The sequence below is a fragment of the Kitasatospora sp. NPDC001119 genome (assembly GCF_053598475.1).
In genome coordinates this window covers 14106-37137 of the sequence record NZ_JBSFKI010000050.1, presented here as the reverse complement: position 1 = coordinate 37137, position 23032 = coordinate 14106, and the positions used below count along the sequence as shown (strand labels likewise).

General features: G+C 75.5%; 27 protein-coding genes and 1 riboswitch. Of the genes, 16 read left to right on the top strand and 11 right to left on the bottom strand.

Annotation, left to right across the window (positions count from 1 at the left end; all coding sequences use genetic code 11):
- Positions 1 to 3: 3 nt before the first annotated feature.
- The 4 genes from ACWDD9_RS38635 to ACWDD9_RS38620 form a co-directional block, all read right to left on the bottom strand.
- Positions 4 to 453 carry a GNAT family N-acetyltransferase gene (locus ACWDD9_RS38635; RefSeq protein WP_449814183.1) on the bottom strand — a complete coding sequence of 150 codons (450 nt, stop codon included), beginning with the start codon at positions 451 to 453 and terminating at the stop codon, positions 4 to 6.
- A complete protein-coding gene (locus ACWDD9_RS38630; protein ID WP_449814182.1) occupies positions 450 to 1241 on the bottom strand; it encodes a hypothetical protein in 792 nt (263 codons plus the stop codon). Before ACWDD9_RS38630 ends, ACWDD9_RS38635 begins: the two co-directional genes overlap by 4 nt.
- A 90-nt stretch (positions 1242 to 1331) precedes the next feature.
- On the bottom strand, positions 1332 to 2072 hold the full coding sequence (locus tag ACWDD9_RS38625) for a sensor domain-containing protein (protein ID WP_053112132.1): 741 nt from the start codon (positions 2070 to 2072) through the stop codon (positions 1332 to 1334).
- Between the two features lie 120 nt (positions 2073 to 2192).
- Entirely contained in the window at positions 2193 to 2762 is a 570-nt protein-coding gene (locus tag ACWDD9_RS38620; protein WP_449814181.1) for a GNAT family N-acetyltransferase, read from the bottom strand.
- A gap of 42 nt (positions 2763 to 2804) precedes the next feature.
- Between ACWDD9_RS38620 and ACWDD9_RS38615 the strand changes: the two genes are divergently transcribed.
- Positions 2805 to 3680, top strand: a complete 876-nt coding sequence (locus ACWDD9_RS38615; protein ID WP_449814180.1) for a hypothetical protein — start codon at positions 2805 to 2807, stop codon at positions 3678 to 3680.
- Between the two features lie 107 nt (positions 3681 to 3787).
- Here ACWDD9_RS38615 and ACWDD9_RS38610 read toward each other — a convergent pair whose 3' ends face one another.
- Positions 3788 to 4636, bottom strand: coding sequence for a M23 family metallopeptidase (locus ACWDD9_RS38610; protein WP_053112130.1), 849 nt, complete (start codon positions 4634 to 4636; stop codon positions 3788 to 3790).
- A gap of 12 nt (positions 4637 to 4648) precedes the next feature.
- A riboswitch (cyclic di-AMP (ydaO/yuaA leader) is annotated at positions 4649 to 4807 on the bottom strand.
- A 195-nt stretch (positions 4808 to 5002) separates the two neighbouring features.
- Here ACWDD9_RS38610 and ACWDD9_RS38605 point away from each other — a divergent pair.
- The 11 genes from ACWDD9_RS38605 (at position 5003) to ACWDD9_RS38555 (ending at position 14953) form a co-directional block, all read left to right on the top strand.
- The gene (locus tag ACWDD9_RS38605) at positions 5003 to 5293 is read left to right on the top strand and encodes a YiaA/YiaB family inner membrane protein (protein ID WP_074002080.1); all 291 of its coding nucleotides are present in this window, start codon (positions 5003 to 5005) and stop codon (positions 5291 to 5293) included.
- Positions 5294 to 5375: 82 nt separating this feature from the next.
- Positions 5376 to 6257 (top strand): alpha/beta fold hydrolase, encoded by an 882-nt coding sequence (locus ACWDD9_RS38600; protein WP_449814179.1) that lies wholly within the window; start codon positions 5376 to 5378, stop codon positions 6255 to 6257.
- Between the two features lie 59 nt (positions 6258 to 6316).
- A complete protein-coding gene (locus tag ACWDD9_RS38595) occupies positions 6317 to 6883 on the top strand; it encodes a TetR/AcrR family transcriptional regulator (RefSeq protein WP_049653172.1) in 567 nt (188 codons plus the stop codon).
- A gap of 125 nt (positions 6884 to 7008) precedes the next feature.
- A complete protein-coding gene (locus ACWDD9_RS38590; RefSeq protein WP_449814178.1) occupies positions 7009 to 9228 on the top strand; it encodes a SpoIIE family protein phosphatase in 2220 nt (739 codons plus the stop codon).
- 232 nt (positions 9229 to 9460) lie between these two features.
- Complete coding sequence (locus ACWDD9_RS38585) at positions 9461 to 10720, top strand: ATP-binding protein (protein WP_449814190.1); 1260 nt, start codon at positions 9461 to 9463, stop codon at positions 10718 to 10720.
- Entirely contained in the window at positions 10704 to 11117 is a 414-nt protein-coding gene (locus ACWDD9_RS38580; RefSeq protein ID WP_049653168.1) for a roadblock/LC7 domain-containing protein, read from the top strand. The genes ACWDD9_RS38585 and ACWDD9_RS38580 overlap by 17 nt, the downstream gene beginning before the upstream one ends.
- Entirely contained in the window at positions 11114 to 11479 is a 366-nt protein-coding gene (locus ACWDD9_RS38575) for a DUF742 domain-containing protein (RefSeq protein WP_049653167.1), read from the top strand. The genes ACWDD9_RS38580 and ACWDD9_RS38575 overlap by 4 nt, the downstream gene beginning before the upstream one ends.
- Positions 11480 to 11549: 70 nt before the next feature.
- A complete protein-coding gene (locus ACWDD9_RS38570; protein ID WP_049653188.1) occupies positions 11550 to 12119 on the top strand; it encodes a GTP-binding protein in 570 nt (189 codons plus the stop codon).
- Positions 12116 to 13579: a cytochrome P450 gene (locus ACWDD9_RS38565; RefSeq protein ID WP_241852825.1), complete on the top strand. Its 1464-nt coding sequence runs from the start codon at positions 12116 to 12118 to the stop codon at positions 13577 to 13579. Before ACWDD9_RS38570 ends, ACWDD9_RS38565 begins: the two co-directional genes overlap by 4 nt.
- Positions 13564 to 14649 carry a cytochrome P450 family protein gene (locus ACWDD9_RS38560; protein WP_234348443.1) on the top strand — a complete coding sequence of 362 codons (1086 nt, stop codon included), beginning with the start codon at positions 13564 to 13566 and terminating at the stop codon, positions 14647 to 14649. Before ACWDD9_RS38565 ends, ACWDD9_RS38560 begins: the two co-directional genes overlap by 16 nt.
- 43 nt (positions 14650 to 14692) lie before the next feature.
- The gene (locus ACWDD9_RS38555) at positions 14693 to 14953 is read left to right on the top strand and encodes a hypothetical protein (RefSeq protein ID WP_049653159.1); all 261 of its coding nucleotides are present in this window, start codon (positions 14693 to 14695) and stop codon (positions 14951 to 14953) included.
- 112 nt (positions 14954 to 15065) lie between these two features.
- Here ACWDD9_RS38555 and ACWDD9_RS38550 read toward each other — a convergent pair whose 3' ends face one another.
- On the bottom strand, positions 15066 to 15890 hold the full coding sequence (locus tag ACWDD9_RS38550; RefSeq protein ID WP_449814177.1) for an isocitrate lyase/PEP mutase family protein: 825 nt from the start codon (positions 15888 to 15890) through the stop codon (positions 15066 to 15068).
- Positions 15887 to 16399, bottom strand: coding sequence for a carboxymuconolactone decarboxylase family protein (locus ACWDD9_RS38545; protein ID WP_449814176.1), 513 nt, complete (start codon positions 16397 to 16399; stop codon positions 15887 to 15889). The genes ACWDD9_RS38550 and ACWDD9_RS38545 overlap by 4 nt, the downstream gene beginning before the upstream one ends.
- A gap of 155 nt (positions 16400 to 16554) precedes the next feature.
- Here ACWDD9_RS38545 and ACWDD9_RS38540 point away from each other — a divergent pair, with 155 nt between their 5' ends.
- The 3 genes from ACWDD9_RS38540 to ACWDD9_RS38530 all read left to right on the top strand — a co-directional run bounded on the left by ACWDD9_RS38540 (position 16555) and on the right by ACWDD9_RS38530 (position 18681).
- Positions 16555 to 17337 (top strand): NRDE family protein, encoded by a 783-nt coding sequence (locus ACWDD9_RS38540; protein WP_380739962.1) that lies wholly within the window; start codon positions 16555 to 16557, stop codon positions 17335 to 17337.
- A gap of 106 nt (positions 17338 to 17443) precedes the next feature.
- A complete protein-coding gene (locus ACWDD9_RS38535) occupies positions 17444 to 17659 on the top strand; it encodes a hypothetical protein (protein ID WP_074002072.1) in 216 nt (71 codons plus the stop codon).
- A gap of 98 nt (positions 17660 to 17757) precedes the next feature.
- The gene (locus ACWDD9_RS38530; RefSeq protein ID WP_449814175.1) at positions 17758 to 18681 is read left to right on the top strand and encodes an undecaprenyl-diphosphate phosphatase; all 924 of its coding nucleotides are present in this window, start codon (positions 17758 to 17760) and stop codon (positions 18679 to 18681) included.
- Here the strand turns inward: ACWDD9_RS38530 and ACWDD9_RS38525 are convergent.
- Complete coding sequence (locus tag ACWDD9_RS38525) at positions 18666 to 19418, bottom strand: alpha/beta fold hydrolase (protein ID WP_380739966.1); 753 nt, start codon at positions 19416 to 19418, stop codon at positions 18666 to 18668. The genes ACWDD9_RS38530 and ACWDD9_RS38525 overlap by 16 nt on opposite strands.
- 114 nt (positions 19419 to 19532) lie before the next feature.
- The gene (locus ACWDD9_RS38520; protein ID WP_049651778.1) at positions 19533 to 20411 is read right to left on the bottom strand and encodes a sigma-70 family RNA polymerase sigma factor; all 879 of its coding nucleotides are present in this window, start codon (positions 20409 to 20411) and stop codon (positions 19533 to 19535) included.
- Positions 20412 to 20612: 201 nt separating this feature from the next.
- On the opposite strand from ACWDD9_RS38520, the gene pdxR reads away from it, so the two are divergent.
- Positions 20613 to 22052, top strand: coding sequence for a MocR-like pyridoxine biosynthesis transcription factor PdxR (gene pdxR, locus ACWDD9_RS38515; RefSeq protein ID WP_449814174.1), 1440 nt, complete (start codon positions 20613 to 20615; stop codon positions 22050 to 22052).
- A 98-nt stretch (positions 22053 to 22150) separates the two neighbouring features.
- On the opposite strand, the gene ACWDD9_RS38510 is transcribed toward pdxR, so the two are convergent.
- Both ACWDD9_RS38510 and ACWDD9_RS38505 read right to left on the bottom strand, forming a co-directional pair.
- Positions 22151 to 22360, bottom strand: a complete 210-nt coding sequence (locus ACWDD9_RS38510) for a DUF6126 family protein (RefSeq protein ID WP_049651771.1) — start codon at positions 22358 to 22360, stop codon at positions 22151 to 22153.
- 32 nt (positions 22361 to 22392) lie between these two features.
- Positions 22393 to 23028, bottom strand: a complete 636-nt coding sequence (locus ACWDD9_RS38505; RefSeq protein WP_049651770.1) for a helix-turn-helix domain-containing protein — start codon at positions 23026 to 23028, stop codon at positions 22393 to 22395.
- Positions 23029 to 23032: the final 4 nt, after the last annotated feature.

Genomic DNA, 23032 nt, shown 5'->3' with positions numbered 1-23032 from the left:
GAACTACCGGACGGTGAAGCGCAGTTCGGGGCGGTCCCAGGTGATCCTGCCGTGCGCGGGGAAGGTGCCGACGCGTTCGGCGCCCACCCGCAGGTAGAAGCGCTCGGCGTCCGGGTGGGAGACCACCAGCACGCTGGCGATGCCGGCCGCGCGGGCCTGCTCCAGCATGTGCGCGATCAGCACGCGGCCGGTGCCGCGCCCCTGGGCCTCGTCGGCGACGAACATCAGGTCCAGTTCGGCCGGTTCGCGGATCAGCCCGTAGAAGCCGAGCAGTTGGTCGGTGGCCGGGTCGAGGGCGAGGAACACCTCGTGGCCGGCGATGTAGTCGGGCGTCACCCGGTAGCCGTCGATCATCGGCGCGTACTCGCCGTGGTAGGCGGAGGAGGCCTGGATCAGGTCGGTGAGCCGGTCGGCGTCGGTCGCCTCTGCGCGCCGGATAGTCGTCTCGATCATGGCGGCGAGTATAGGGGCAAACCGGAGTAGTGACTATTACATGACCGGCTGCCCGGCTGCCCGGCCGCCCGGCGGCGTCGGTCGGCGGCCCGCAGCACCAGGACCCGCACGGTGCGGCCGTCCACCGGCCCCGGACAGCGGAGGATCTCGCTGGCTATCCGGCGCTCGCCGAGCGCGTACCGCAGCGGGTCGAGGTGACCGCAGCGGCGGCCGTGCCCGTCGTTCAGCGGCTGGACCCGGACCTCGCCGTCCGGGGAGGTGACCCGGACCAGCTCGGTCAGCGCCGCCAACTGGCGCTCCGAGCCGAAGACTTCGGGGTAGGCGAAGATCAGGTAGCCGCTCAGGGTGAGGGCGAAGGCGCCGTCCGCGAAGGGCAGCCGGGGCAGCGCGGCGGCCACGTACCGCTGCGGGTGGGCGGCCGAGTCGGCGGCGAACAGCCGGCGGGCCCGGTCCCAGCTGCGCAGGTACCGCTCGGGCCGGTACGGGCGGGGCGAGGGGTGGAGCCACGGGCGGGCGGTCATCGAGGCGGCCATCGCCGCCCGGGCGGCCAGGGCGAGGTCGGCGACCACCGGCGGCGGCAGCGCGTACGCCGGGTCGACGGCGACCACCCGGCAGCCCAGCTCGCGCGCCTCGGCGGCCAGGCCGGCCGCGCCCCCGGGGCAGTCCAGCAGCGGCCCGGGCAGGGCGGCGAGCCGGGCCCGGGTGAGGCCGAAAAGGGCGCAGTACTCGTCCAGCGGACGGGAGGTGACCAGCACGTCCGGGAGGGCGGGGTGAGGGCCAGCGGCCACCCGGCCATCCGACCACGGAGCGGCCCCGCCCGCATCCGGAGGAGTCCGGAACGCGGGCGGGGCCGTCGGGGCCTGGATGGAGCCGGGCGGTCAGCGGCCGAGCAGGCCCTGGGCGGCGGCCCGGTTGACGTTGGTCAGGCCGCGGACCAGCTGGGTGGTGAGGAGGACCAGCAGCACCCCGAGGAGCGAGAGCCCGGCGATCTGCCAGGGCGCCTCGATGTCGTACACGTGCCGGATGTCGTGGCTGTCGTAGAAGTCGAACACCCGGTACCCGTGCCAGGAGGTGTAGGTCGGGAAGACCCAGTGGTACAGCGGGTAGAGCGCCGCCGCCCAGCCGAGCAGCAGGAACACCAGCGTCACCGCGAAGCTGAACACCGCCCAGGGGAGCATCAGCACCTGGTACAGCACGGCCTTCCAGCCGGCCCCGTCCGCCAGCCGCGCGGTGACCGCGCCCCAGCTGCCCTGGCGGACCCGGCGCACCGGCTCCGGGCCGGGGACGTCCAGGGCCAGCATGCCGCGCACCCGGGCCCGCTCCAGCCGGCCGAAGCCGCGGGCCGTGGCGGTCAGGGCGCCCAGCACGGGCAGCCCCAGCGCGGTGACGAAGGTGGCGAGGCCGAAGCAGAACATCGTGACCGCGACGGCGAAGCCGAGGATCGCCACCGGCAGGCCGGTGAGCGCGTAGCCGACCTCGCGGTAGTAGTACGCCGAGAACGGGGCCCGCCACAGGGCCGGACGCCGCTCGGTCCGCCGGGCCCGGACGGGGCGCGGGTCGTCACCGCGACCGCCCAGAACGTCCCACTCCCGGTCCTCCACGCTGCGGCTGCTGCTCATGTTCCCGGCCCCCGGCCCCTCGTGCTGTCGTCTGTCGCTCGTTCGTCCCGCTGACTGCGTCCAGTCTGGTGGACGCGCCGCCCGGCCGTGATCCGGAGGCCTGGCGGATCCGGGGTGGGGTTAACCCCCCTCCACCCGGGCGGCCGGGCCCGGCCACTCCTCGGCGAGCAACGTGAAGAAGTACGCGTCGGACCCGTCGGACCGCGGCCGCCCCTCCGGCCGGAAGCCCAGCCGGGTGAGCACCCGGCCGGGGGCCGGGTTGGCCGCGGCGGTCCGGGCGGTCAGCCGGTGCAGGCCCAGGGTGCCGAAGGCGAAGTCGCCGAGCAGGCCGACGGTCTCGCCCGCGTAGCCCCGGCCCCAGGACCCGCGGGCCAGCACGCACCCGAGGTCCGCGGCGCCGTGCCCGTCGAGGGTGAGCGCGGCCTGCCCGATCGGCGTCGCGTCCCCGGGCTCCTCGGCGTCGGCGAGCCTGGTGACGGCGAGCCGGTAGGTGTCCCGCTCCTCGGCCATCGCCTCCTCCAGGTAGAGCTCGATCTGGTCGGCGCAGTCCTCCCGGCCGCTCGGCCCGAAGGGCAGGTGGCGGGTGACCTCGGGGTCGCCGAACAGCGCGTGCAGCGCGTCCACCTCCTCCTCGGTGTGGTGGTACTCGCGGACGGCCAGGCGCGGGCCGGTGAGTCGTACGGGGACCATGGCTGCCGACCCTATCCCCGCCCGGCGGCTACCGTTCGGACTATGAACGACGAAGACCTGCGGCTCGCCCCGCGCACCAAGGCCGCCGACCTGCTCGCCTGGGCGGCCGAGCAGGGCCGCGCGCCGGTGGCCGAGGGGCCGCTGCGCGCGGTGCTGGCGCTGCTGGAGCTGGGCGAGGGCAGGATGCACGACGGCTGGCCCGAACTGACCTCCGACGCGGTGGAGCACCTGCTGTACGAGCGGCTCCACCTGTACGTCCAACCCGCGCCCGAGGAGGACCCGTTCGCCTACGGCGACGCCGTCCGGCTGCTGGTCGACCACCAGCGGGCGGCCCGGCGGCTGAACGCCAAGCGCCAGGAGCGGCTGCACGCGGAGGCCGAGTGGCAGGGCGAGGTCGCGGCCGGGCTGCTGCGCCGCGCCGACCTGGTGACCTGGCCCCGGCTGTACGCGCTGCTGCTGCACGCGTACGGGGTGGACGTCACGGACCCGGCGGCGGTGCGGGACTGGCTGGCCGGCTTCGGGGAGCTCCCGGAGGAGGAGCGGCTGGCCGCGTACGAGGCGCTGGCACCGGCCGGCTGGCTGGACGAGCCGGACGAGCAGGGCTGGGGCCCGGGCCGGGTGCTGTCGGTCGGCATGGCCACGGACGGCGCTCGGCGGCTGCTGGAGCAGGGCCTGATGCGGCGCAGCTACCGCAACCTGGCGGAGCTGACCGCGCTGGGGCGGCCGATGCCGGAGGAACTGGCTGGGGACTTCGGGCGGTTCGAGGAGGCGGCGGTCGAGGCGGCGCTCGACCTGTTCGGCGGGTGGACGGTGCCGGGGCTGCCGCGGCTGCTGGTGACGGAGTTCCCGGAGCTGGCGCCGGAGCCGGGCCAGGAGGAGATCGAGGCGTACCTGGCGCAGCTGCCCGCCGAGGAGTGAGACGCCACGGCGAAGCCCCCGGTCCGGTGCTGGTGCTCCGGGCCGGGGGCTTCGCGCTGGGTCCGCCCGGGCGGGTGCCTCAGGGCGGGTGCGTCAGGGCTGGCGCCTCAGGGGTTGAGGCCGCGCTGCTGGAGCCAGGGCTCCGGGTCGACCGGGGCGCCGCCGCCGGGGCGGACCTCCATGTGCAGGTGCGGGCCGGTGACGTTGCCGGTCGCGCCGACCTTGCCGATCTGCTGGCCGGCGGCGACCTTGCCGGAGCCCTTGGTGATCGCGGAGAGGTGGCAGTACCAGATCTCGGTGCCGTCGGGCAGGGTCTCGACGATCCGGTAGCCGTACGAGCCGGCCCAGCCGGCCGAGGTGATGGTGCCCTGGCCGAGCGCGTGGACCGGGGTGCCGGTGTCGGCGGCGAAGTCCAGGCCGGTGTGCAGGTTGGCCCAGTAGCGGGCGCTCTGGCCGTAGTGGGCGGAGAGCCGGTAGTCCGTCACCGGGAGGGTGAGGGCGGCGGCCTTGGCCCGCTCGGCCTCCTCGGCGGCGCGCTTGGCCTCGGCCTCCTTGGCGGCGGCCTTGGCCTCCGCCTCCTGGGCGGCCTGGAGCCGGGCGGTCTCCTCGGCGGCGGTGCGCTGGCTGTCGGCCTGGTTCTGGATGCGGGCGGCGAGCGCGAGGCCGGGGTCGGCGGAGAGGGCGACCGCCGTCTCGTCCGGGGCCTCGATGGCGGGGGCGGCGGCCGGGGTCGCCGAGGTGAAGCCGGTGGCACCCAGGGTGGCGGCGACGGCGGTGACGCCGAGCAGCGGGGAGGTTCCGCGGGTCTGACGCGGCATCCGGTGGCGGTTGGTCTCGGCCTCCGCGGCGAAGTCCTCCGGGCCGAAGGCCTCGGGGCCGTCCGGGCCGGGGTGGTCGAGGAGCTGGGTACCGGCTGCGAAGCCGGCCGGGTGTGCCGGGGTGTGCGTCGACGCCACGGAGGCGCGCTCCTTTCCTTCCTTCGCGCCTACCGGGTTAGCTGACGGGTTCGGAGCAGGAAGGTCTCCTACGGCCGGGCCGGAGCCCCGCCGATTCACCCCAAGGAACGTGGTTCCCCGGCTCCCTGACCTGCCCGGAGGCCGGTCGGTGGGATTAGGCGACGGCGCACGGTGCCGTCTGGGTACGGCGTTGACAACCGCGCTGCGTTATCAAACGTTAATCCTAGGAGGCTCTGATTCCAAGCCATCCGTTCGGAACAGCCCCGCGGCAGGTGATCGGACGTCAACGAACGGTCCCTCATGCACGGCCCCATCTGAGTACGCCTACTCATGTGCGGCCCGGCCGGGCCGCAGCATCCTGACGCCATGAGCGCACCGATGCAGACCCGCACCACGGCCGCCTACTACCTCCAGGCCGTCCTGTCCTTCGCCCTGTCGGGCACCGCCCTCGCCGTGGGGATCATCTACCTGCCGGTCGGCGGGTGGACCCGGGCCTTCCTCGGACTCGGCCTCCTCTTCACGGTCAGCTCCGCATTCACTCTGGCGAAGGTGATCCGGGACCGGCAGGAGTCCAACGACATGGTCACCCGGGTGGACCAGGCCCGGCTGGAGAAGCTGCTCAGCGAGCACGACCCATTCAAGGTCGAAGGGGTCTGACCACCCCTCCCCCTCTTCTCCGACGCCTCCGACGCCTCCGACGCCCGACCGCTTGACGGCTAAGGCTATTAGCCTTAGCTTTATGGCTATCGGCAGCACCGCCGATGCCCCGCACCGGCGGCCCGAGGAGGACCCCATGAACGGCACCATCACCCCGAACACCCAGTACCTCACCGTCCCCGGCGGCCGGATCGCCTACGACGACACCCGGCAGGGCGACGGCACCCCGGTCGTCCTGCTCCCCGGCATGCTCGACAGCCGGGCCGCGTACCGGCACCTGCGCCCGCTGCTCGTCGCCGCCGGCCACCGGGTCGTCACCATGGACCTGCGGGGCTTCGGCGAATCCTCGATCACCTGGGACGACTACGGCCCGGCCGCCCTCGCCGACGACGTCCTCGCCCTGCTCGACCACCTCGGCATCGAGCGCGCCGTCCTCGCCGGGAACTCGTACACCGGGGCGACCGTCGTCAAGGCCGCCGGGGACGCCCCCGAGCGGGTCGCCGGGATCGTCCTGCTCAACGCCTTCGTCGAGAACCCGCCGCAGGGCGCCCTGATGCGCGGCGCCATGGGCCTGATGGGCGCCGCCCTCGTCCACTGGCCGGCCGCCTGGGGCTTCTACCTGCGCCGGATGGCCTTCCCCGGTGCCAGGCCCGCCGACTTCGACGCGTACGTGGACGGGCTGGTCGCCGCGCTGCGCACCCCGGGCCGGAAGACCGCCACCCGCGGGTACGTCCACGGCGACTCGGCGCCGGTCGGCTGGACGGCCGCGGTGCGGTGCCCGGCCCTGGTGGTCATGGGCAGCAAGGACCCCGACTTCCCGAAGCCGGAGCTGGTCGCCGACCGGCAGGCCGCCGCGCTCGGCGCGCGGAAGGCGATGATCGAGGGGTCCGGGCACTACCCGATGGCCGACAACCCGGCGGCCACCGCGGACGCCCTGCTGCCGTTCCTCGCCGAGCTCGGCTGAGCCCCGCCCGTCCGCTGCCCGCCCCTGCCCGACCTGATCCGTACGGAGAGCCCGAACCCATGCCCCGCGTAGGACTGACCCCCGACCAGGTCGTCGACCACGCCCTCGCCCTCATCGACGAGCAGGGCGCCGAGGCCCTCACCCTGGCCTCCGTCGCCGCCCGGGCCGGGGTCGCCACCCCCTCGCTGTACAAGCACGTCAGCGGCGGCCTCGCCGAACTGCGGCGGCTGATCGCCGTCCGGGTCACCGGGGACCTCGCCGACCGGCTGGCCGGGGCGGCCGTCGGACGCAGCGGGGACGACGCCGTCGCCGCCGTGCTGCGCGCCTACCACGCGTACGCCACCGAGCACCCGCACCGCTACAACGCCCTCCCCCAGGCCCCGCAGCCCGACGACGACCTGGCCCGGGCGGCCGCCCGACTCGTCGGCGTGATCATCGCCGTGCTGCGGGAGTACGGGCTCGACGGCTCCGAGGCGGTCCACGCCGCCCGCACCGTGCGCTCCGTCGCCCACGGTTTCGCCTCCCTCACCACGGCCGGCGCCTTCCAGCTCACCGAGGACCTCGCCACCACCCAGGACCGCCTCATCGCCACCCTCACCACCGGTCTCCGCGCCTGGCCCGCGTAAGCGGCCGGCCCGGCACCGGGCACTGCACAGGAAGTCGGCCCGGCCGACTTCCCGCGGTGGCGGTGGTGCTGGTGCGGCGGTTCGGTCGGCCTTCGCCGGTGGGGGAAATGGGGTATCAAGGACCAGTGCCCCTGGAGCCCGCCGGCAGTCCGACCGCGCGCAGTGCGATGCGCTGCGTGCGGCTGCTGCTGGGCTGCACCAGCGCGGCCGAGCTGCTCGACACCGTCCTGGCCGAGGGCCCGAGCTGGATCACCGGCGAGGGGTCCGCGCTGTACCTGCTGGACTCCGCCGGGATGCTCCGGCTGACCGCCTCGCACGGGCTGCCGGACTGGGCGCACGAGCGCTACAGCGTGGTCGACCCGGCCGGTGAGCTGCCCGCCGCGATGGCCCTGCGGCTGCGCCGCCCGTACCTGCTCAGCCCCGAGCACACCAGCGTCGACTACCCGAACCGGAACACCGGCATGGGTACCGGGATGGTCGCCGTGATCACCCTGCCGATGGTCGTGGACGAGCGGCCGATCGGTGTGCTGGCCCTGGCGCTGGCCCACCGGGGCACCGTGCCGCGCCGCGACCTGGACGTCCTGGAGACCCTCGCCGAGGCCTGCGCCCACCGGCTGGCCCATCTGCTGGACCACGCCGACGCCCACCTCCCGTACGGCACCCGGGCACCGTACGGCGTCCGGTTACCCGAGGACCCCCGGGCGGCGGACGGCCGCCCCGCCGGGCTGGCCCACCCGCTGCTGTCGCTGGCCGTGCGGGCCGCCGGGCACGGGGCCTTCGAGCGGGACCTGGTCACCGGGGAGAGCTACTGGGACGCCGAGGCGTTCCGGCTGGCGGGCCGCCCGCCCGCCCCGGACGGCGCCGCCCCCGAGCTGGACCGGCTGGTCCACCCGGAGGACCTGCCGGACGTGCAGGCGGCGCTCGCCGAGGCGCTGGCCGCCGGCGGCCGCTACCGGATCGGCTACCGGGTGCTGCGGCCCGGCGGCAAGGTCGCCCGGGTCGAGGAGTCCGGCGAGGTGATGCTGGACGTGCACGGGCGGCCGGTGCGGATCGCCGGGCTGCTGGCCGAGGCCCGGCACCGGGAGCCGCCGCCGGCCGAGGGGCGGAACTCCCCGGCCGCCGCCCGGACGGCGCTGCTGCTGACGCTCACCCGGGCGCTGTCCCGGGCGGTGACCGTCCGGGACGTCACCACCGCCGTCACCGATGTCGCCCGCCCGGCGCTCGGCGCCGCCGGCATCGTCCTGGACCTGGTGGACGAGGGCCGGCTGCTGCCCGTCTCGCACACCGTGTACGGGGGCCCGCGCCGCACCGAGCTCACCCGTCTGGCGGACCTGTCCGAGTCCGTGATGCAGCGTTCGCTGGCCCGCTCCGCCCCGCTGTTCAGCGAGCCCGCCGCCGCCCGCACCCGGCGCGACCCGCTCACCCCGGCCGCCTGGGCGGTGCTGCCGCTGGTCGCCTCCGGGCAGCAGGTCGGCTCGTGCCTGATCACCTTCGCCGCCGAGCGGGTGTTCAGCCGGGAGGACCGCACCCTGTACTCGGCCTTCGCCGGCATCCTGGCGCAGTCCCTGGAGCGGGCCCGGCTGTACGACACCCACCACCACCGGGCCTCCGAGCTGCAGCGGGCGATGCTCCCGCGCACCCTGCCGCGGCTGGCCGGGATCGCCAGCGCCGCCCGCTACCTGCCGAGCACCGAGGGGATGCAGATCGGCGGCGACTGGTACGACCTGCTGCGGCTGCCGGACGGCCGGATCGGGCTGGTGATCGGCGACGTCCAGGGCCACAACGCGGAGGCCACCGCGGTGATGGGCCAACTGCGCAGCGGGCTGCGGGCGTACGCGACGGACGGGCACGACCCGGCCGCCACCCTGACCCGCACCAGCCGGCTGCTGGCCGAGCTGGACACCGAGCTGTTCGCGACCTGCCTCTACCTGACCCTGGACCCGGCCGACGGCGTGCTGACCGCGGCCCGGGCCGGGCACCCGGCGCCGGTGCGGATCACCGCCGACGCCGCGGCCGTCGAGCTGGAGCTGCCGGGCGGGCCGCCGCTGGGGGTGGCCCCGGAGCGGCCGTACCCGCTGGCGGTGGAGCGGCTGGCGGTCGGCGAGACGCTGCTGGCGTACACCGACGGGCTGGTCGAGGACCGCGAGGAGGACTACGACGAGTCGGTGCAGCGGATGCTCGGCGGGCTCGAACTGTGGGCGCGGCAGACCGGTCCGGGGCGGATCGGCCCGGCGCCGGCGCTGGAGCGGCTGGCCGATCTGCTCACCCTGAACGTGACCGAGCGGCGGTCCCGGCCGGACGACGTGGCGCTGCTGCTCCTGCACCGGACGGCGCCCCTTCCGTAACACCGTGCGCACAGGCCCCACACATCACCGGACGCGATCCGGCCGGGCGGCTCGATCCCGACGTTCCCGGCGGCGCCGGTCGGGCCGCTCCGATACCTCGTCAGGCGGTGGGATCGGGGTCGAACGATTGCCGATTGACGCCGAATTGACTCGATATTGACGAGATCCGGTCACTTGGCGAGATCCGTTCACACCTTCGTAGGATCATCACCCTAGAATTCGCGGCGTGACGATGACTCAGTGGTCCGTAACGGCAACCGGCGTACTCGCCGTCCTCGCCCTCGTGGCCGCCGCGCGGTACCGCGCCGTGTCCGTCACCCAGCGCGGCCGTGCCGACCGGCTGCGCGGCGAACTCCTCGCCGTCCAGGAACAGCTGGCCACCGAGCTCTCCCGCCGCGGCGCCGAACTCGCCGCCGTCCAGCAGGAGCAGGAGCACACCGCCTCCACCCAGCGGGCCTTCCTCAGCGTCGCCCGCCGGATCCTGGTGATGGCCCACGACCAGCAGGCGCTGCTGGACGAGATGGAGCGCACCCACGACGACCCGACGCTGCTGGAGGGCCTGCTCAAGGCCGACCACGCGGCCGCCCAACAGGCCCGGCTGGCCCAGACCCTGGCCGTGCTGTGCGGCGCGCGGGCCGGCCGGCACTGGCCGGAACCGGTCTCCCTGGAGGACGTCGTCCGCGGCGCCCAGTCGCGCATCCTGCCGTTCCAGCGCGTGGTGGTGCGCAGCCGGACCGAGACCGCGGTGGTCGGCGCCGCCGCCGAGGCGCTGATCCACGCGATCGCCGAACTGCTGGACAACGCCACCCGCTACTCCCCGCCCAGCACCCAGGTGTTCGTCACCCTGATGCCGGTCCACAACGGCGCCGTCATCGAGATCGACGACGGCGGCGTCGGCATGCCGGAACAGGCCGTCGCCAAGGCCGCCGCCGCGCTGGCCGGCGGCAGCACCCTGGAGGTCTCCCGGCTCGGCGAGGTGCCGCAGCTGGGCCTCGCCGCGGTCGGCCGGCTCGCCGAGCAGTACGGCTTCCGGGTCACGCTCAGCTCGGCGCCCTCGCCGTACGGCGGCGTGCGGGTGGTCCTGCTGCTGCCGAACGCGCTGCTCACCGAGCCGCTGCCGCCCACCGTCCCCGGCCTCGGGCCGGACGACCGGGCGTTCAACCCCGGCCCCCGGCCGGCCTCTCCCGCCGGCCACCCCCTGGTGGAGACCCCGCCGCCCGGCCGGCACGCCGCGACCGGTGACACCCCTCCCCCGCTGCCCCGCCGGAGCCACCGGCGCGGCCGCACGGGCCGCCCCGCCCAGCACGCCGCTCCCCCACCGCCGCCCGCGCCGCCCTACCGCTCGGCCCGGGACGCGCAGGCGTTCATGGCGATGTTCCAGGCCGGGACGGCCAGCGGCCGTTCCGCCGCCCGGGCCCAGTCCATCCCTTCCCTTCCCGCTTCCCCCCGACTTCCCCAGCGCTCCGGAGAGTTCCATGACCACCACCCCTGATCTCGGCTGGCTGCTCGCCGACATCATCGCCGTCCCGCAGGTCCAGCACGCCGTCGTCGTCTCCAACGACGGCCTGGAGATCGGCCGCAGCGCGGGCATCCCGCGCGACGACGCCGAACGGCTCGCCGCCGCCTGCTCCGGACTGCAGTCGCTGGCCCGCGGCGTCGCGACGGGCTTCGGCGGACCGGGCAGCGCCACCCGCCAGATCATCATCGAGTACGGCGGCGGCTACCTCTTCGTCGTCGCCGCCGGGGCCGGCGCGCACCTGGCCGTGGTGGCCGGCGAGGCGGTCGACGCCGGCCTGGTCGCCTACCAGATGCAGGTCCTGGTCGAGCGGATCGGCACCCACCTCACCAGCCCGCCGCGCGTCGACCACGCGGCGGGGGGCCACCGGTGAGCGGCCCGGTCCGGCCGTACGTCATCACCGGTGGGCGCAGCCGCCCCACCCGGTCCGATCTGGCCGTGGAGAGCCTGGTCAGCGCCGTGCCCGGACCATTAGGACTGCCCGAGCCGCCGGACCTGCCCGAGCACGAGCTGATCAACCGTGAGCACCGGCGCATCCTCGCGCTCTGCCACAGCCTGCTGTCCGTCGCCGAGGTGGCGGCCCACCTGGGGCTGCCGCTCGGCGTCGTCAAGGTGCTGGTCGGTGACCTCTGGGACCTCGGCGCCGTGCAGGTGCTCCCGCCCGTCCCCCAGGCCGAACGCCTGCCCGCAACCCTCCTGGAGGAGGTGCTCGTTGGCCTCCGCCAACTCCGCTGAAGCCGTCCCCGACGCCCCGGACGCACCGGGCGCCACGGACGCCGCCGGGTCCGCCGCCGGGCCGCAGTACCTGCCCTCCTCGGTGCAGGGCGCGGTCAAGATCCTGGTCACCGGTCCGTTCGGGGTCGGCAAGACCACCCTGGTCGGCTCGCTGAGCGAGATCACCCCGCTGCGCACCGAGGAGACCATGACCGCCGCCAGCGCCGGCATCGACGACCTCACCGGTCGCGCCGGCAAGACCACCACCACGGTGGCGCTGGACTTCGGCCGGATCACGCTCAACTCGCGGCTCGCGCTGTACCTGTTCGGCACGCCCGGGCAGCAGCGGTTCTGGCCGCTCTGGGACGACCTGTCGCGCGGAGCGCTCGGCGCCATCGCCATGGTCGACCTGCGCCGCCCGGACGAGAGCTTCGACGTGCTCGGCCGGCTGGAGGAGCAGCGCATCCCGTTCGCGGTCGCGGTCAACACCTTCCCGGACACGCCGAGTTACCCGGAGGAGGAGCTGCGCTCGGCGCTGGACCTGCTGCCGGAGGTGCCGATCCTGCACTGCGACGCGCGCGACCGCCGGCAGTCCTACGACCTGCTGATCGACTTCGTCGACCACCTGCACCGCAACTCGATCCTGGAGCTCCAGGGATGACCTCCCCCGAACACCCGGGAGCCCCCGGGTGCCCCGTCGCCCACGGCGGCGGACGGCCCGGCGGGCTGCCCGTGGGCGTGCCGCTGACGCCGCTGTACGGCCCGGCCGTCGCCGAGGACCCGCACGGCCTGTACGCCCGGCTGCGCGAGCGCTACGGGCCGGTCGCCCCGATCGAGCTGGAGCCCGGGGTCGAGGCCTGGCTCGTCCTCGGCTACGCCGAGCTGCTCGAACTCACCCGCAACGAGGCGCTGTTCTCCAAGGACTCGCGCCGCTGGCGGGTGCCCGCCGAGGGCCGGCTGGCGGCCGACTCCCGGCTGCTGCCGATGACCTCCTGGCGGCCCACCCTGCTCAACCTGGACGGCGCCGAGCACCAGCGGCTGCGCGCCGCCGTCTCCGACACCCTCGCCCAGATCGACCACCGCCAGCTGCGCGGCACCACCGAGGCCGCCGCCAACGGGCTGATCGACGGCTGGGGCCCGGACGGCACCGCCGACCTGGTCGCCCAGTACGCGCGCCGGCTGCCGCTGCTGGTCTTCACCCAGCTGGTCGGACTGCCGGTGGAGAGCGGGCCCCGGGTGGTCGAGCTGATCAGCCACTTCGTGGACAGCAGCGCGCAGTCGCAGCGCGCCGGACTGGAGTTCCAGGCACTGCTCGTCGACCTGGTGCGCCGCCGCCGGGCCGCCCCCAGCGCCGACCTCACCTCCTGGCTGCTCGCCCACCCGGCCGGGCTGACCGACGAGGAGGCGGTGCACCACCTGGTGGTGCTGATGGTCGCGGGCAACGAGACCTCCATCAACTGGACCGGCAACACGCTGCGGCTGCTGCTCACCGACCGGCGCTTCCGGGCCACCCTCACCGGCGGGCGGCTGACCGTCTCCGACGCGCTGGAGGAGGTGCTCTGGCGCGACCCGCCCACCCAGAACTTCCCCGGCCGCTGGGCCACCGGCGACACCGTGCTCGGCGGCCAGTACATCAGCGCCGGCGACATGCTCGTCCTCGGCCTGGCCGCGGCCAACGCCGACCCGGCCGCGCAGGGCGTCTCGGCCGCCGCGCAGGGCTCGCTCGGCGGCAACCGGGCCCACCTCGCCTGGGGCGCGGGCCGGCACGTCTGCCCGGCCCAGCACCCGGCCCGGATCATCGTCGAGACCGCCGTCGAGACCCTGCTGCACCGCCTGCCGGACCTCCAACTGGCCGTACCGCCCGGCGAGTTGGCCTGGCGCCCGTCCCCGTGGTCCCGGGCCCTGACCGCCCTCCCGGTGCTCTACAGCGCCTTCACCCCGCCCCGCCCGCCCGCCCCCGAGAGGCCCGCATGGACACCACCACCGAATCCGGAACCCGCGCCGAGCCCGTCAGACTCGACCCCTTCGGCCGCGACCAGCACGGCGAGAACGCCCGACTCCGCGAAGCCGGCCCCGCGGTCCTGGTGGAGCTCCCTGGCGGGGTGGTGGTCTGGGCGGTAACCCACCACGACACCCTCCAGTCGCTGCTGTCCGACCCCCGGGTCGGCAAGGACGCCCGGCTCTGGACGACCTTCCGGGAGGGGCGGCTGCCGGAGGGCTGGCCGCTGCTCAACTTCATCGTCGTCCCCGGCATGGTCACCGCCGACGGCGAGGACCACCGGCGGCTGCGCGGACTGGTCTCGCAGGCCTTCACCCCGCGCCGGATAGCCGACCTGGCCCCCGCCGTCGAGGCCCGGACGGTCGCGCTGCTGGACGGGGTCGCGAAGCTGGAGGGCGAGTTCGACCTGCGGCGGCACTTCGCCTACCCGCTGCCGATGCAGGTGATCGGCGAACTGCTCGGCCTCGGGCTGGCGGAGCAGGACGAGCTGCACGAGCTGTCCGACACCATGGTCTCCAGCTCGGCCACCCCGGCGGCGGCGCTGGCCGCGCAGCGGGGCCTGAACGCGCTGCTGGCCTCGGTGGTGGCCGCCAAGCGGGCCGAGCCCGGCGACGACCTGACCACCGACCTGATCGCCGTCCACGAGGCGGGCGACCGGCTCAGCGAGGCCGAGCTGGTCGGCACCCTGCTGCTGATGCTGGTCGCCGGGCACGAGACCACGCTCAACCTGATCACCAACGCCGTCCGCGCCCTGCTCGCCCACCCGGACCAGCTGCGGCTCGTCCTGGACGGGGAGCAGCCGTGGTCGGCGGTGGTCGAGGAGACCCTGCGCTACGACTCCCCGGTCGGGCAGTTCCCGCTGCGCTACGCGAGCGAGGACATCGCGGTCGGCGACGTGGTGATCCGGCGCGGCGAGGCGCTGCTGGCCTCCTACGCGGCGGCCGGGCGGGACTCCGGGCACCACCCGGACGCGGACCGCTTCGACCTCACCCGGCAGCCCGCCAAGCACCTGTCGCTCGGCCACGGCCCGCACTTCTGCCTCGGCTCCGGGCTCGCCCGGATGGAGGCCGAGACGGCGCTGCGGCACCTGTTCACCCGCTTCCCGGGGCTGGCCCTCGCGGAGGGCCGGACCGACGAGCCGATCGCCTCGTTCGTCAGCAACAGCGTGCGCACCCTGTGGGTGACGGTCTGAGCCGACCGGTTACCTGAGGGCGGTCCGGGTCGTTCGGCAGGGCATGAAGAAACTCGCCACCCTGGCCGCCCTCACCATGGCGGGCCTCGCCCTCGCCGTCCCGGCGGCCTCCGCCACCTCCCAGACCGCCTCCTCGCCGGACGCCACCGGCGGGCTCACCGACGGCCTCGAAGTCTCCCCCGGCGACCTCGCCCTGCGGACCGTGGGCAAGCTCCCGCTGCTCGGCAAGCCCGCCAACGAGATCGAGGCGATCGGGACCAACCAGATGGCCCACCCGGGGCTCAGCGGGCAGATCCTGAACTGACCCGGCGCTCCGCCACCGGAGCGCGGGCGGCCGGCCGACCCCCGAACGGCCGGCCGCCCACGCCACCCGACGCACGACGACCGCTCGACCCGCGGCGCTCAGGCCGCCGGGTTCAGAGCGCGGACAGCCGGTTGAGCTCCGGGTAGCCCAGCCCCTCCGCGAGCGCGGTGAACGTGCCGCTCCCGTACACCTCCTCGGCGGCCCGGCGGACCGCCGCGTACGCCACCTCGGCCAGGCCCGGGCCCAGGCTGATCCGGGCCACGCCGAGCTTCGCCAGCTCGGCGACCGCCGGGGAGCCGGGGCCGGCCAGCACGTTCAGCGGCGCCGGGACGGCCTCGACCAGGGCGGCGATGGTCTCCGGGTCGGACACCCCGGGGACGAACACCCCGTCCGCGCCCGCCTCGACGTACGCCCGCAGCCGGTGCACCGCGTCGTCCAGCCGGCCCTCCGGGGCGCCGATCCCGCGCAGGAACACGTCCGTCCGGGCGTTGACGAAGAGCGGCACGCCGGCCGCGTCCGCCGCGGCCCGGGCGGCCGCGATCCGGTCGGCGGCCTCCGCCGGGGGGCGCCCCTCGTCCTCCAGGTTCACCCCGACGGCACCGGTGGCGAGCAGCGCGGCGACCGTCTCCCCGACCCCGGCGGCGGTGTCCGCGTAGCCGCCCTCCAGGTCCGCGGTGACCGGCAGGTCGACCGCGCGGACCACCTGGGCGGTCCGGGCCAGCACCTGCCCGGGGTCGGCGCCGCCGCCGTCCGCGCTGCCGAGCGACCAGGACACGCTCGCGCTGGCCGTCGCCACCGCCCGCGCCCCGGCGGCGGCCACCAGCCGGGCGCTCGGCACGTCCCAGGCGTTCGCCAGCACCAGCGGCTCGCCCGGGCGGTGCAGCTCCCGCAGCAGCCGGGCCCGCTCCCGCCGGACGGCGGGGTCCGCGGCGCTCACCGGGCGGCCGGGCTCATGCGGGTGGACACGCCGATCCGGTTCCAGGCGTTGATGGTGGCGATCAGCGCGATCAGCTGGGCCAGCTCGGTCTCGTCGAACCGCGCGGCGGCCTCCGCGTACACGGCGTCCGGCACGTGCCCCTGGGTCAGCAGGGTGACCGACTCGGTGAGGGCCAGGGCGGCGCGCTCGCGGGCGGTGAACCACGGGGTCTCGCGCCAGGCCGGGAGGGAGACCAGGCGGTGGTCCTGCTCGCCGTGCTTGCGGGCGTCGGTGGAGTGCATGTCGATGCAGAAGGCGCAGCCGTTGATCATCGAGGCGTGCACCTTGACCAGCTCGGCGATGACCGGGTCGACGCCCTCCCGGGAGGCCCGGTCCACGGCGACCATCGCCTGGTAGTAGGCGGGGGCGAGCTTGTGCATCAGCAGGCGCTGCTCGGGGGCGGGCACCGGGGCGCCGTCCGTACCGGCCGTCCCGTCCGTGGTCGCGCGCGTGGTCTCGTTCGTCGTCATGGTCGCCAGCCTAGGAGCGGGGTGGCCTGCCGTCCTGGTGCGTTCGGCCGCGCGTTCCTTGGGCCACTTCCGGCGTGCGAACGACCGTGCGAGGATCGCCGGCAGGAGATCACCGCCAGGAGGTCTCCGACAGGACGAGGTCAGGGGGCCCGGTCGTGTGCACGGCGTTCGTCAGCATCGAGCCGGAAGCGGCCGTGCCGGTGCTGCTGCTGTCCGTCCGGGACGAGTACCTGGGCCGCGCCTGGCTGCCGCCGGACCACCACTGGCCGGACCGGCCCGACCTGCTCGGCGGACTGGACCTCGCGGCCGGCGGCACCTGGCTGGCCGTCGACCCGGCCCGGCGCACCGCCGCCTGCCTGCTGAACGGCTTCGGCCCGCTCGCCCCCGCCGAGGCCCGGCGCACCCGCGGCCGGCTGCCGCTCACCGCCGTCCGGGAGGGCGGCATCGGCCACCTCGACCTCACCCCGTACGACCCGTTCCACCTCGTCCTGGTCCGGGCCGACGGGGCCCGGGTGTCCAGCTGGAGCGGCGGACGGCTGGAGGAGCGCGAACTGCCGTCCGGCCTGAGCGTGGTGCTCAACGACGGGCTGGAGGGCCGGGCGGCCGACCGGACCACCTCCGAGCGGATCCGCGACCTGATGGCCGCGCGGGCCGCCCACTTCCGGTCCCGCCTCACCGCCGAACCCCGGCCCGAACCGACCGCCGACGGGCCGGCCGCCGCGGCCTGGGGCGGATGGCTGCCGATCGTCGCCGGGGACGGGCTGGCGCCGGACGCGGACGCCGCGCTGATCCAGCGGCGCGACTTCGGCGACGGGCGGATCTGGGGCTCCTCGTCGATCTCGCTGCTCGCGCTCGGGCCGGACCTGCTGCGCTACGACTTCGCGGCCGCGCCGGTGGCCGCGGACGGGCCGGGGTGGCGGCGGGTGGCGACGGGCTGACCCGCGGCTCGCGGCGGGCGGCGGCGGCTGGCGCCGGGAAAAGGGCTTGCACCTGACGCTGCGGGAGGCGGCATCGTGGCCCGGGTCGAGCCCGAAGGAGACCGCCGTGACCCGCCCGGACCCCCCGCGCCGCCCCCGCCGCCTGCTCGCCGTCCTGACCGTCGCCCTGCCGCTGGCCGGCATGCCGGCCGCGGTGACCGCCGTCGTCCTGCTCGGCGACGCGGCGCACCGGGCCGTCCCGTCCGCCACCGTCCTGGCCTCCGTGGCGGCGGCGCTGATCGGGCACCTCGCCCCCGGTGTCCCGCAGCCGTACGGTCGGTGAACTTCCGACGGCGGGGCTGCCGAACGTCTACATGCGCGTAGTAGCTTCGCGAGGGCCCCCGACCCGGCCGGCCACCGACCCCCGAGCGAAGGTGCGCGATGTCGACCCTGACCTACCCGGAAGCGATAGGCGTCGGCCTGCTCCAGGGCGTGACGGAACTCTTCCCGGTCTCCAGCCTCGGCCACAGCATCCTGCTGCCCGCCCTGGTCGGCGGGCGGATCCAGCAGGACCTCGACATGACCGCCGAGGGCTCCTCGTACCTCGCCGCCCTGGTCGCCCTGCACCTGGCCACCGCGCTCGCCCTGGTGGTCTACTTCCGCAAGGACTGGGTCCGGGTGGTCGAGGGGCTGTTCGGCTCGATCCGGCACCGCCGGGTGGAGACCCGCAACGAGAGGCTCGCCTGGCTGCTCGTGCTGTCCACCATCCCGGTCGGCGTGGCCGGCCTCGCGCTGGAGAAGGCCCTGCGCAACGCGCTCGGCAAGCCCGTCCCGGCCGCGGTCTTCCTCGCCCTCAACGGGCTCGTGCTGCTCGGCGCCGAGCGGCTCAAGCGCGGCGGCACCGGCCGCCGCCGGGCCGGACACTCCGCCGGACACGCCGCCGACGAGCCGGGCCTGGACCCGGCGATCGCTTCCGACCACCGGCTGACCAGGCTCGGCTACGGGCAGGGCGCCTGGATCGGCGCCGCGCAGATCCTCGCGCTGTTCCCGGGCATCAGCCGCTCCGGCGTCACCATGAGCGCTGGCATCCTGCGCGGACTGCACCACGAGGACGCCGCCCGGTTCTCCTTCCTGCTCGCCACCCCGGTCATCCTGGCCGCCTCGGTGCTCAAGGTGCCCGAGCTGTTCAGGCCGGAGAACTCCGGCGTGCTCGGCCCCGTCCTCGCGGGCAGCCTCGCGGCCTTCGTGGCCGGCTACGTCTCGGTGCGGTTCCTCACCCGGTACTTCGAGACCCGCAGCCTGACGCCGTTCGCGCTGTACTGCTTCCTGGCCGGCGTCGGCAGCGCGGTCTACCTGTCGCTCTGAGCCGTCCGGCCGCCGCTCCGGGCCGTCCGGCCACCGCTCTTCGCCGTACGGGCCGCCTCGCCCAGGATCCCGGCGAGGTCGGCCGGCCGGGAGAACATCGGCCAGTGCCCGGTGTCCAGCTCCACCAGCCGCCAGTGGCCGTCCGCGACCAGCCCGGCGACCACCGGCGGCGGCTCCGGCCAGTCCATCAGGCACTTCACGTACACCGCCGGGAGCCCGCTCAACGGGCCCTCCAGGAAGGCCGGTTCGGTCAGCGAGGGGCCAGGGTGCGGGGTCGCCCCCGCGGCGATCCGGGCGATCTGCCCGACCGTCAGCCCCTGCTCGGCGAACTCGGCCGGCGGCAGCGGCGGCCACCAGCCCCCGTGCGCGGCCAGGTCGGCCCGCAGCGCGGCCGGCTCCGGCAGCTGGTCGGCGAAGGACTCCCCCGCCACCGGCACGTTGGCGTCCACCAGGACCAGCCCGGCCAGCCGCCCGCCGATCCGCTCGGCGGCCTGGCCCACCGGGATGCCCGAGTAGCTGTGCCCGACCAGCACCACCTCGCGCAGGTCCAGCCGCTCCACCTCCGCGACGACGTCCGCCACGTGCGCCTGCTGCCCGGCGGGCGCGCCGCGCTTCTCCGCGAGCCCGGAGAGCGTCAGCGGGTACGCCCCGTGCCCGGCCGCGCGCAGCTCCGCCACGACCTCGTCCCACGCCCAGGCGCCGAGCCAGGCGCCCGCCACCAGCACAAAGTTCGCCATGGGCGGCACCGTAGCGCGCGAGTGTGACGGCGGCCCGGAAAGCGACGGGAAACACCACGTGGAGGAACGGTGGGGGCGCCCCGCCCGCGCCCGGGCGCCCCCGGCGGTTCCGGGTCAGCCGGTGGTGAGGCCCAGGGCGGCCAGCCGGGTCGGGTCGGTGAGGATGTCCAGCCCGGTGATCCGGCCCCCGTGCACGGTGAACGACATGACCGACAGCGGACGGCCCCCGGCGAAGGACACCACCCCGGGCGAGCCGTTGACCAGCACCAGCCGCCCGTCGGCGGCGAACCGGGCGAAGGCGATCGCCTGCGAGGCGACGTCCGCCGCACCGCGGCGCAGCACGCTCGGCACCAGCGTGCCGCCGTCCGACCGGGCCACCACGTCCGGGTCGAGCACCGTCAGCAGAGCGTCGAAGTCCCCGCCCCGGGCGGCCCGCAGGAAGGCCTCCACCACCTCGCGCTTGCGGGCGTCGTCGGAGTCCGCGGCCGGGGTCGCGCCCTGGACCCGGCGGCGGGCGCGGCTGGCCAACTGCCGGGTGGAGGCGGAGGTCCGGCCGAGCACCTCGGCGATCCCGTCGAAGGGCACCTCGAACATGTCGTGCAGCACGAAGGCCACCCGCTCCGCCGGGGAGAGCGTCTCCAGGACCACCATCAGCGCGATCCCGACCGAGTCCGCGACCAGCACCTCGTGCACCGGGTCCAGCGCCGACAGCCCGCCGACCACCGGGTCCGGCAGCCGCACCCGGCCCTCCTGCTCGGGCAGCGGATCCTCCCGGCGGGAGGCGCGGGAACGCAACTGGTCCAGGCAGACCCGGCCGACCACGGTGGTGAGCCACGCCCCGAGGTTGCGCACCCCGCCCACATCGCTGCGGCCCAGCTTCAGCCAGGCCTCCTGCACGGCGTCCTCGGCCTCGGCGAGCGACCCGAGCATCCGGTAGGCCACCGCCCGCAGCTGGGGGCGCTCCGCCTCGAAACGCCGGGCCAGTTCGGTCAGTTCGGTCGGTTCGGCCGGTTCGACTGCTTCAGCCGGCTCGGCCGGGAGGTTCTCCTCGCTCACCCTGTCACATCCTCGGGTCGGGATCCGTCGGTCCAGTGACGGACGCTAACCGACCGGGAGGACACGATGGGGAGGAGCCCGCCGGCGCCACCCGGCGACCCCGCCCGCGCCCCCTGGCGACAGGCGAGAATGGAGGCCGTGAGCACCTCCCGGACCACCTCCTGGACCACCTTCGGCGGCGACCTGCACCTGGACCTCACCGAGCGCCGGGCCGCCGGCGCCGGACTGCGGGCCGCCCTGGAGGACGCGCTGCGCGAGGCCGTCCAGGACGGGCGGCTCACCCCCGGCACCCGGCTGCCGTCCTCCCGGGCCCTCGGCGAGGACCTCGGGATCGCCCGCAACACCGTGGTCGAGGCGTACGGCCAGCTCACCGCCGAGGGCTGGCTCAGCTCCCGGCAGGGCTCCGGCACCACCGTCGCCCGGCGGACGGTCCCGGAACCGGTCCAGGGCCGGCGGCCGGCCCCCCGGGCGGTACGGGCGCGGCAGACCGCCCGGTACGACCTGATGTCCGGACGGCCCGACCTCTCGCTCTTCCCCCGCACCGTCTGGCTGGCCGCCGCCCGCCGCGCCCTCGCCACCGCGCCGCACGAGGCCCTCGACTACGGCAGCCCGCTCGCGGGCGACCTGCGGCAGGCGCTCACCCACTACCTGGCCCGGGTCCGCGGCGTGCGCACCGACCCCGACCACCTGCTCGTCTGCACCGGCGTCACCCAGGGCCTCGGCCTGCTCTGCGCCGCCCTGCGGGAACGCGGCGCCCGCACGCTGGCCGTCGAGGAGTACGGGCTGCCGCCGCAGCACGCGGTCGCCCGGGCCGCCGGACTCGCCACCGCCCCGGTGCCGCTGGACGCGGACGGCGCCCTGGTCGACCGGCTCGACCCCCGGGCCGGCGCCGTCCTCCTCACCCCCGCCCACCAGTTCCCCACCGGCGCGGCACTCTCCGCCGACCGGCGGGCGGAGGCGGTGCGGTGGGCGCGGGAGCAGGACCGGTACGTCATCGAGGACGACTACGACGGCGAGTTCCGCTACGACCGGCAGCCGCTCGGCGCGATGCAGGCGCTGGACCCGGAACGGGTGGTGTACGCCGGGACGGCCGCCAAGAGCCTCGCGCCGGGCCTGCGGCTGGCCTGGCTGGCCCTGCCGGACGCGCTGGTCGAGCCGGTCGCCCGGCTGAAGGCGCTGGCCGACACGATGTCCCCGGTGCTGGACCAGCTGACGCTCGCCGAACTGATCACCTCCGGCACGTACGACCGCCACGTACGGCGCTGCCGGCTGCACTACCGGCGCCGGCGCGACCACCTGGTCGCGGCGCTCGCCGAACACGCCCCGCACGTCCGGGTCACCGGCATCGCGGCCGGCCTGCACGTCGTCATCCGGCTGCCGCCCGGCTCCACCCCCGAACCCGAACTCCTCGCCCGCGCCCAGCAGGCCGGCCTCGCCCTCCACGGCCTCGCCTGGCACCGCACCACCCCGTCCCCCGCCGAGGCCCCGACCGCCCTGGTCATCGGCTACGCCACCTCACCGGACCACGCCTTCCCGGCGGCGGTCCAGGCCCTCTGCGAACTGCTGCGCGGGGCCTGAGCGGGAAGGGGAGAAGGCAGGTGGGCCGGGCCGGTGCGGGAACGGCGGTCCGCCCGCCCCCTCGGGGGTGGGGGCGGGCGGACGGTTCGGGGTGTGAACTACTTGTTCCGGCTGCCGAGTTGGAACAGGAGGATGATGAACCCGGCGAAGAGGTGGCAGCCGACGGTGTAGAGCACCAGGCGGTGGTAGACCCGCTTGTTGGCCCACTTGCCGGCGTCCATGGTCTTCGGGCCGGCCGGAGTGTCGGCACCGGCGGCCGGGTTCTCGGCGTCGGCGGCCGGGGTGACGGTGGTGGTGGGATCGGCCATGGTGATCTCCTCCGGGGTGTTCTGACGGCAGGTCAGTGAACGGCGGCGGGGCCGCCGCCGAGGCAGAGTTCGCCGCCGGGGCTCTGCAGCAGGGTGTGGACGAAGAGCAGTTCGACGCCGCTGTCCGACTCTGCGGCGATGCAGTGCGGGGTGAGCGAGTCGTAGTGGGCGGAGTCGCCCACCGCGAGGTGGTGGACGCGGTCGCCGAGGGTGACGCGGAGCGCGCCCTTCAGGACGTACAGCCACTCCTCGCCCGGGTGGACCCGGACCACCGTGTCCTGCACGCCCGGCGGGACGTGCACCCGCAGGGCCTGCATCGCGCGGCCGGGGGCGCCGGCCCGGCGGTAGCCCCAGCCACCGGCCCGGCCGGGTTCGATGGCGCCGCCGCGGACGATCGGGTCCGGCTCGGCGAGGGTCTCGCCGAGCAGGCCGGAGACCGAGGTCCCGTACGCGCGGGCGAGGCCGAGCAGGACGGGCAGCGAGGGCTGCCGGCGGCCGGTTTCCAGTCGGGACAGATAGGCTGGGGAGAGCCCGACCCGCCCGGCGGCCACCTCCAGCGTGAGACGGCTGCTGAGCCGGTGCTCACGGAGACGGGCGGCGAGGCCGGCGACCTCCTGGTCGTCGAGCTGTTCGCCTGCTGCGGCGGCGCCGGTGGAGCTGCTGGTCATGTGT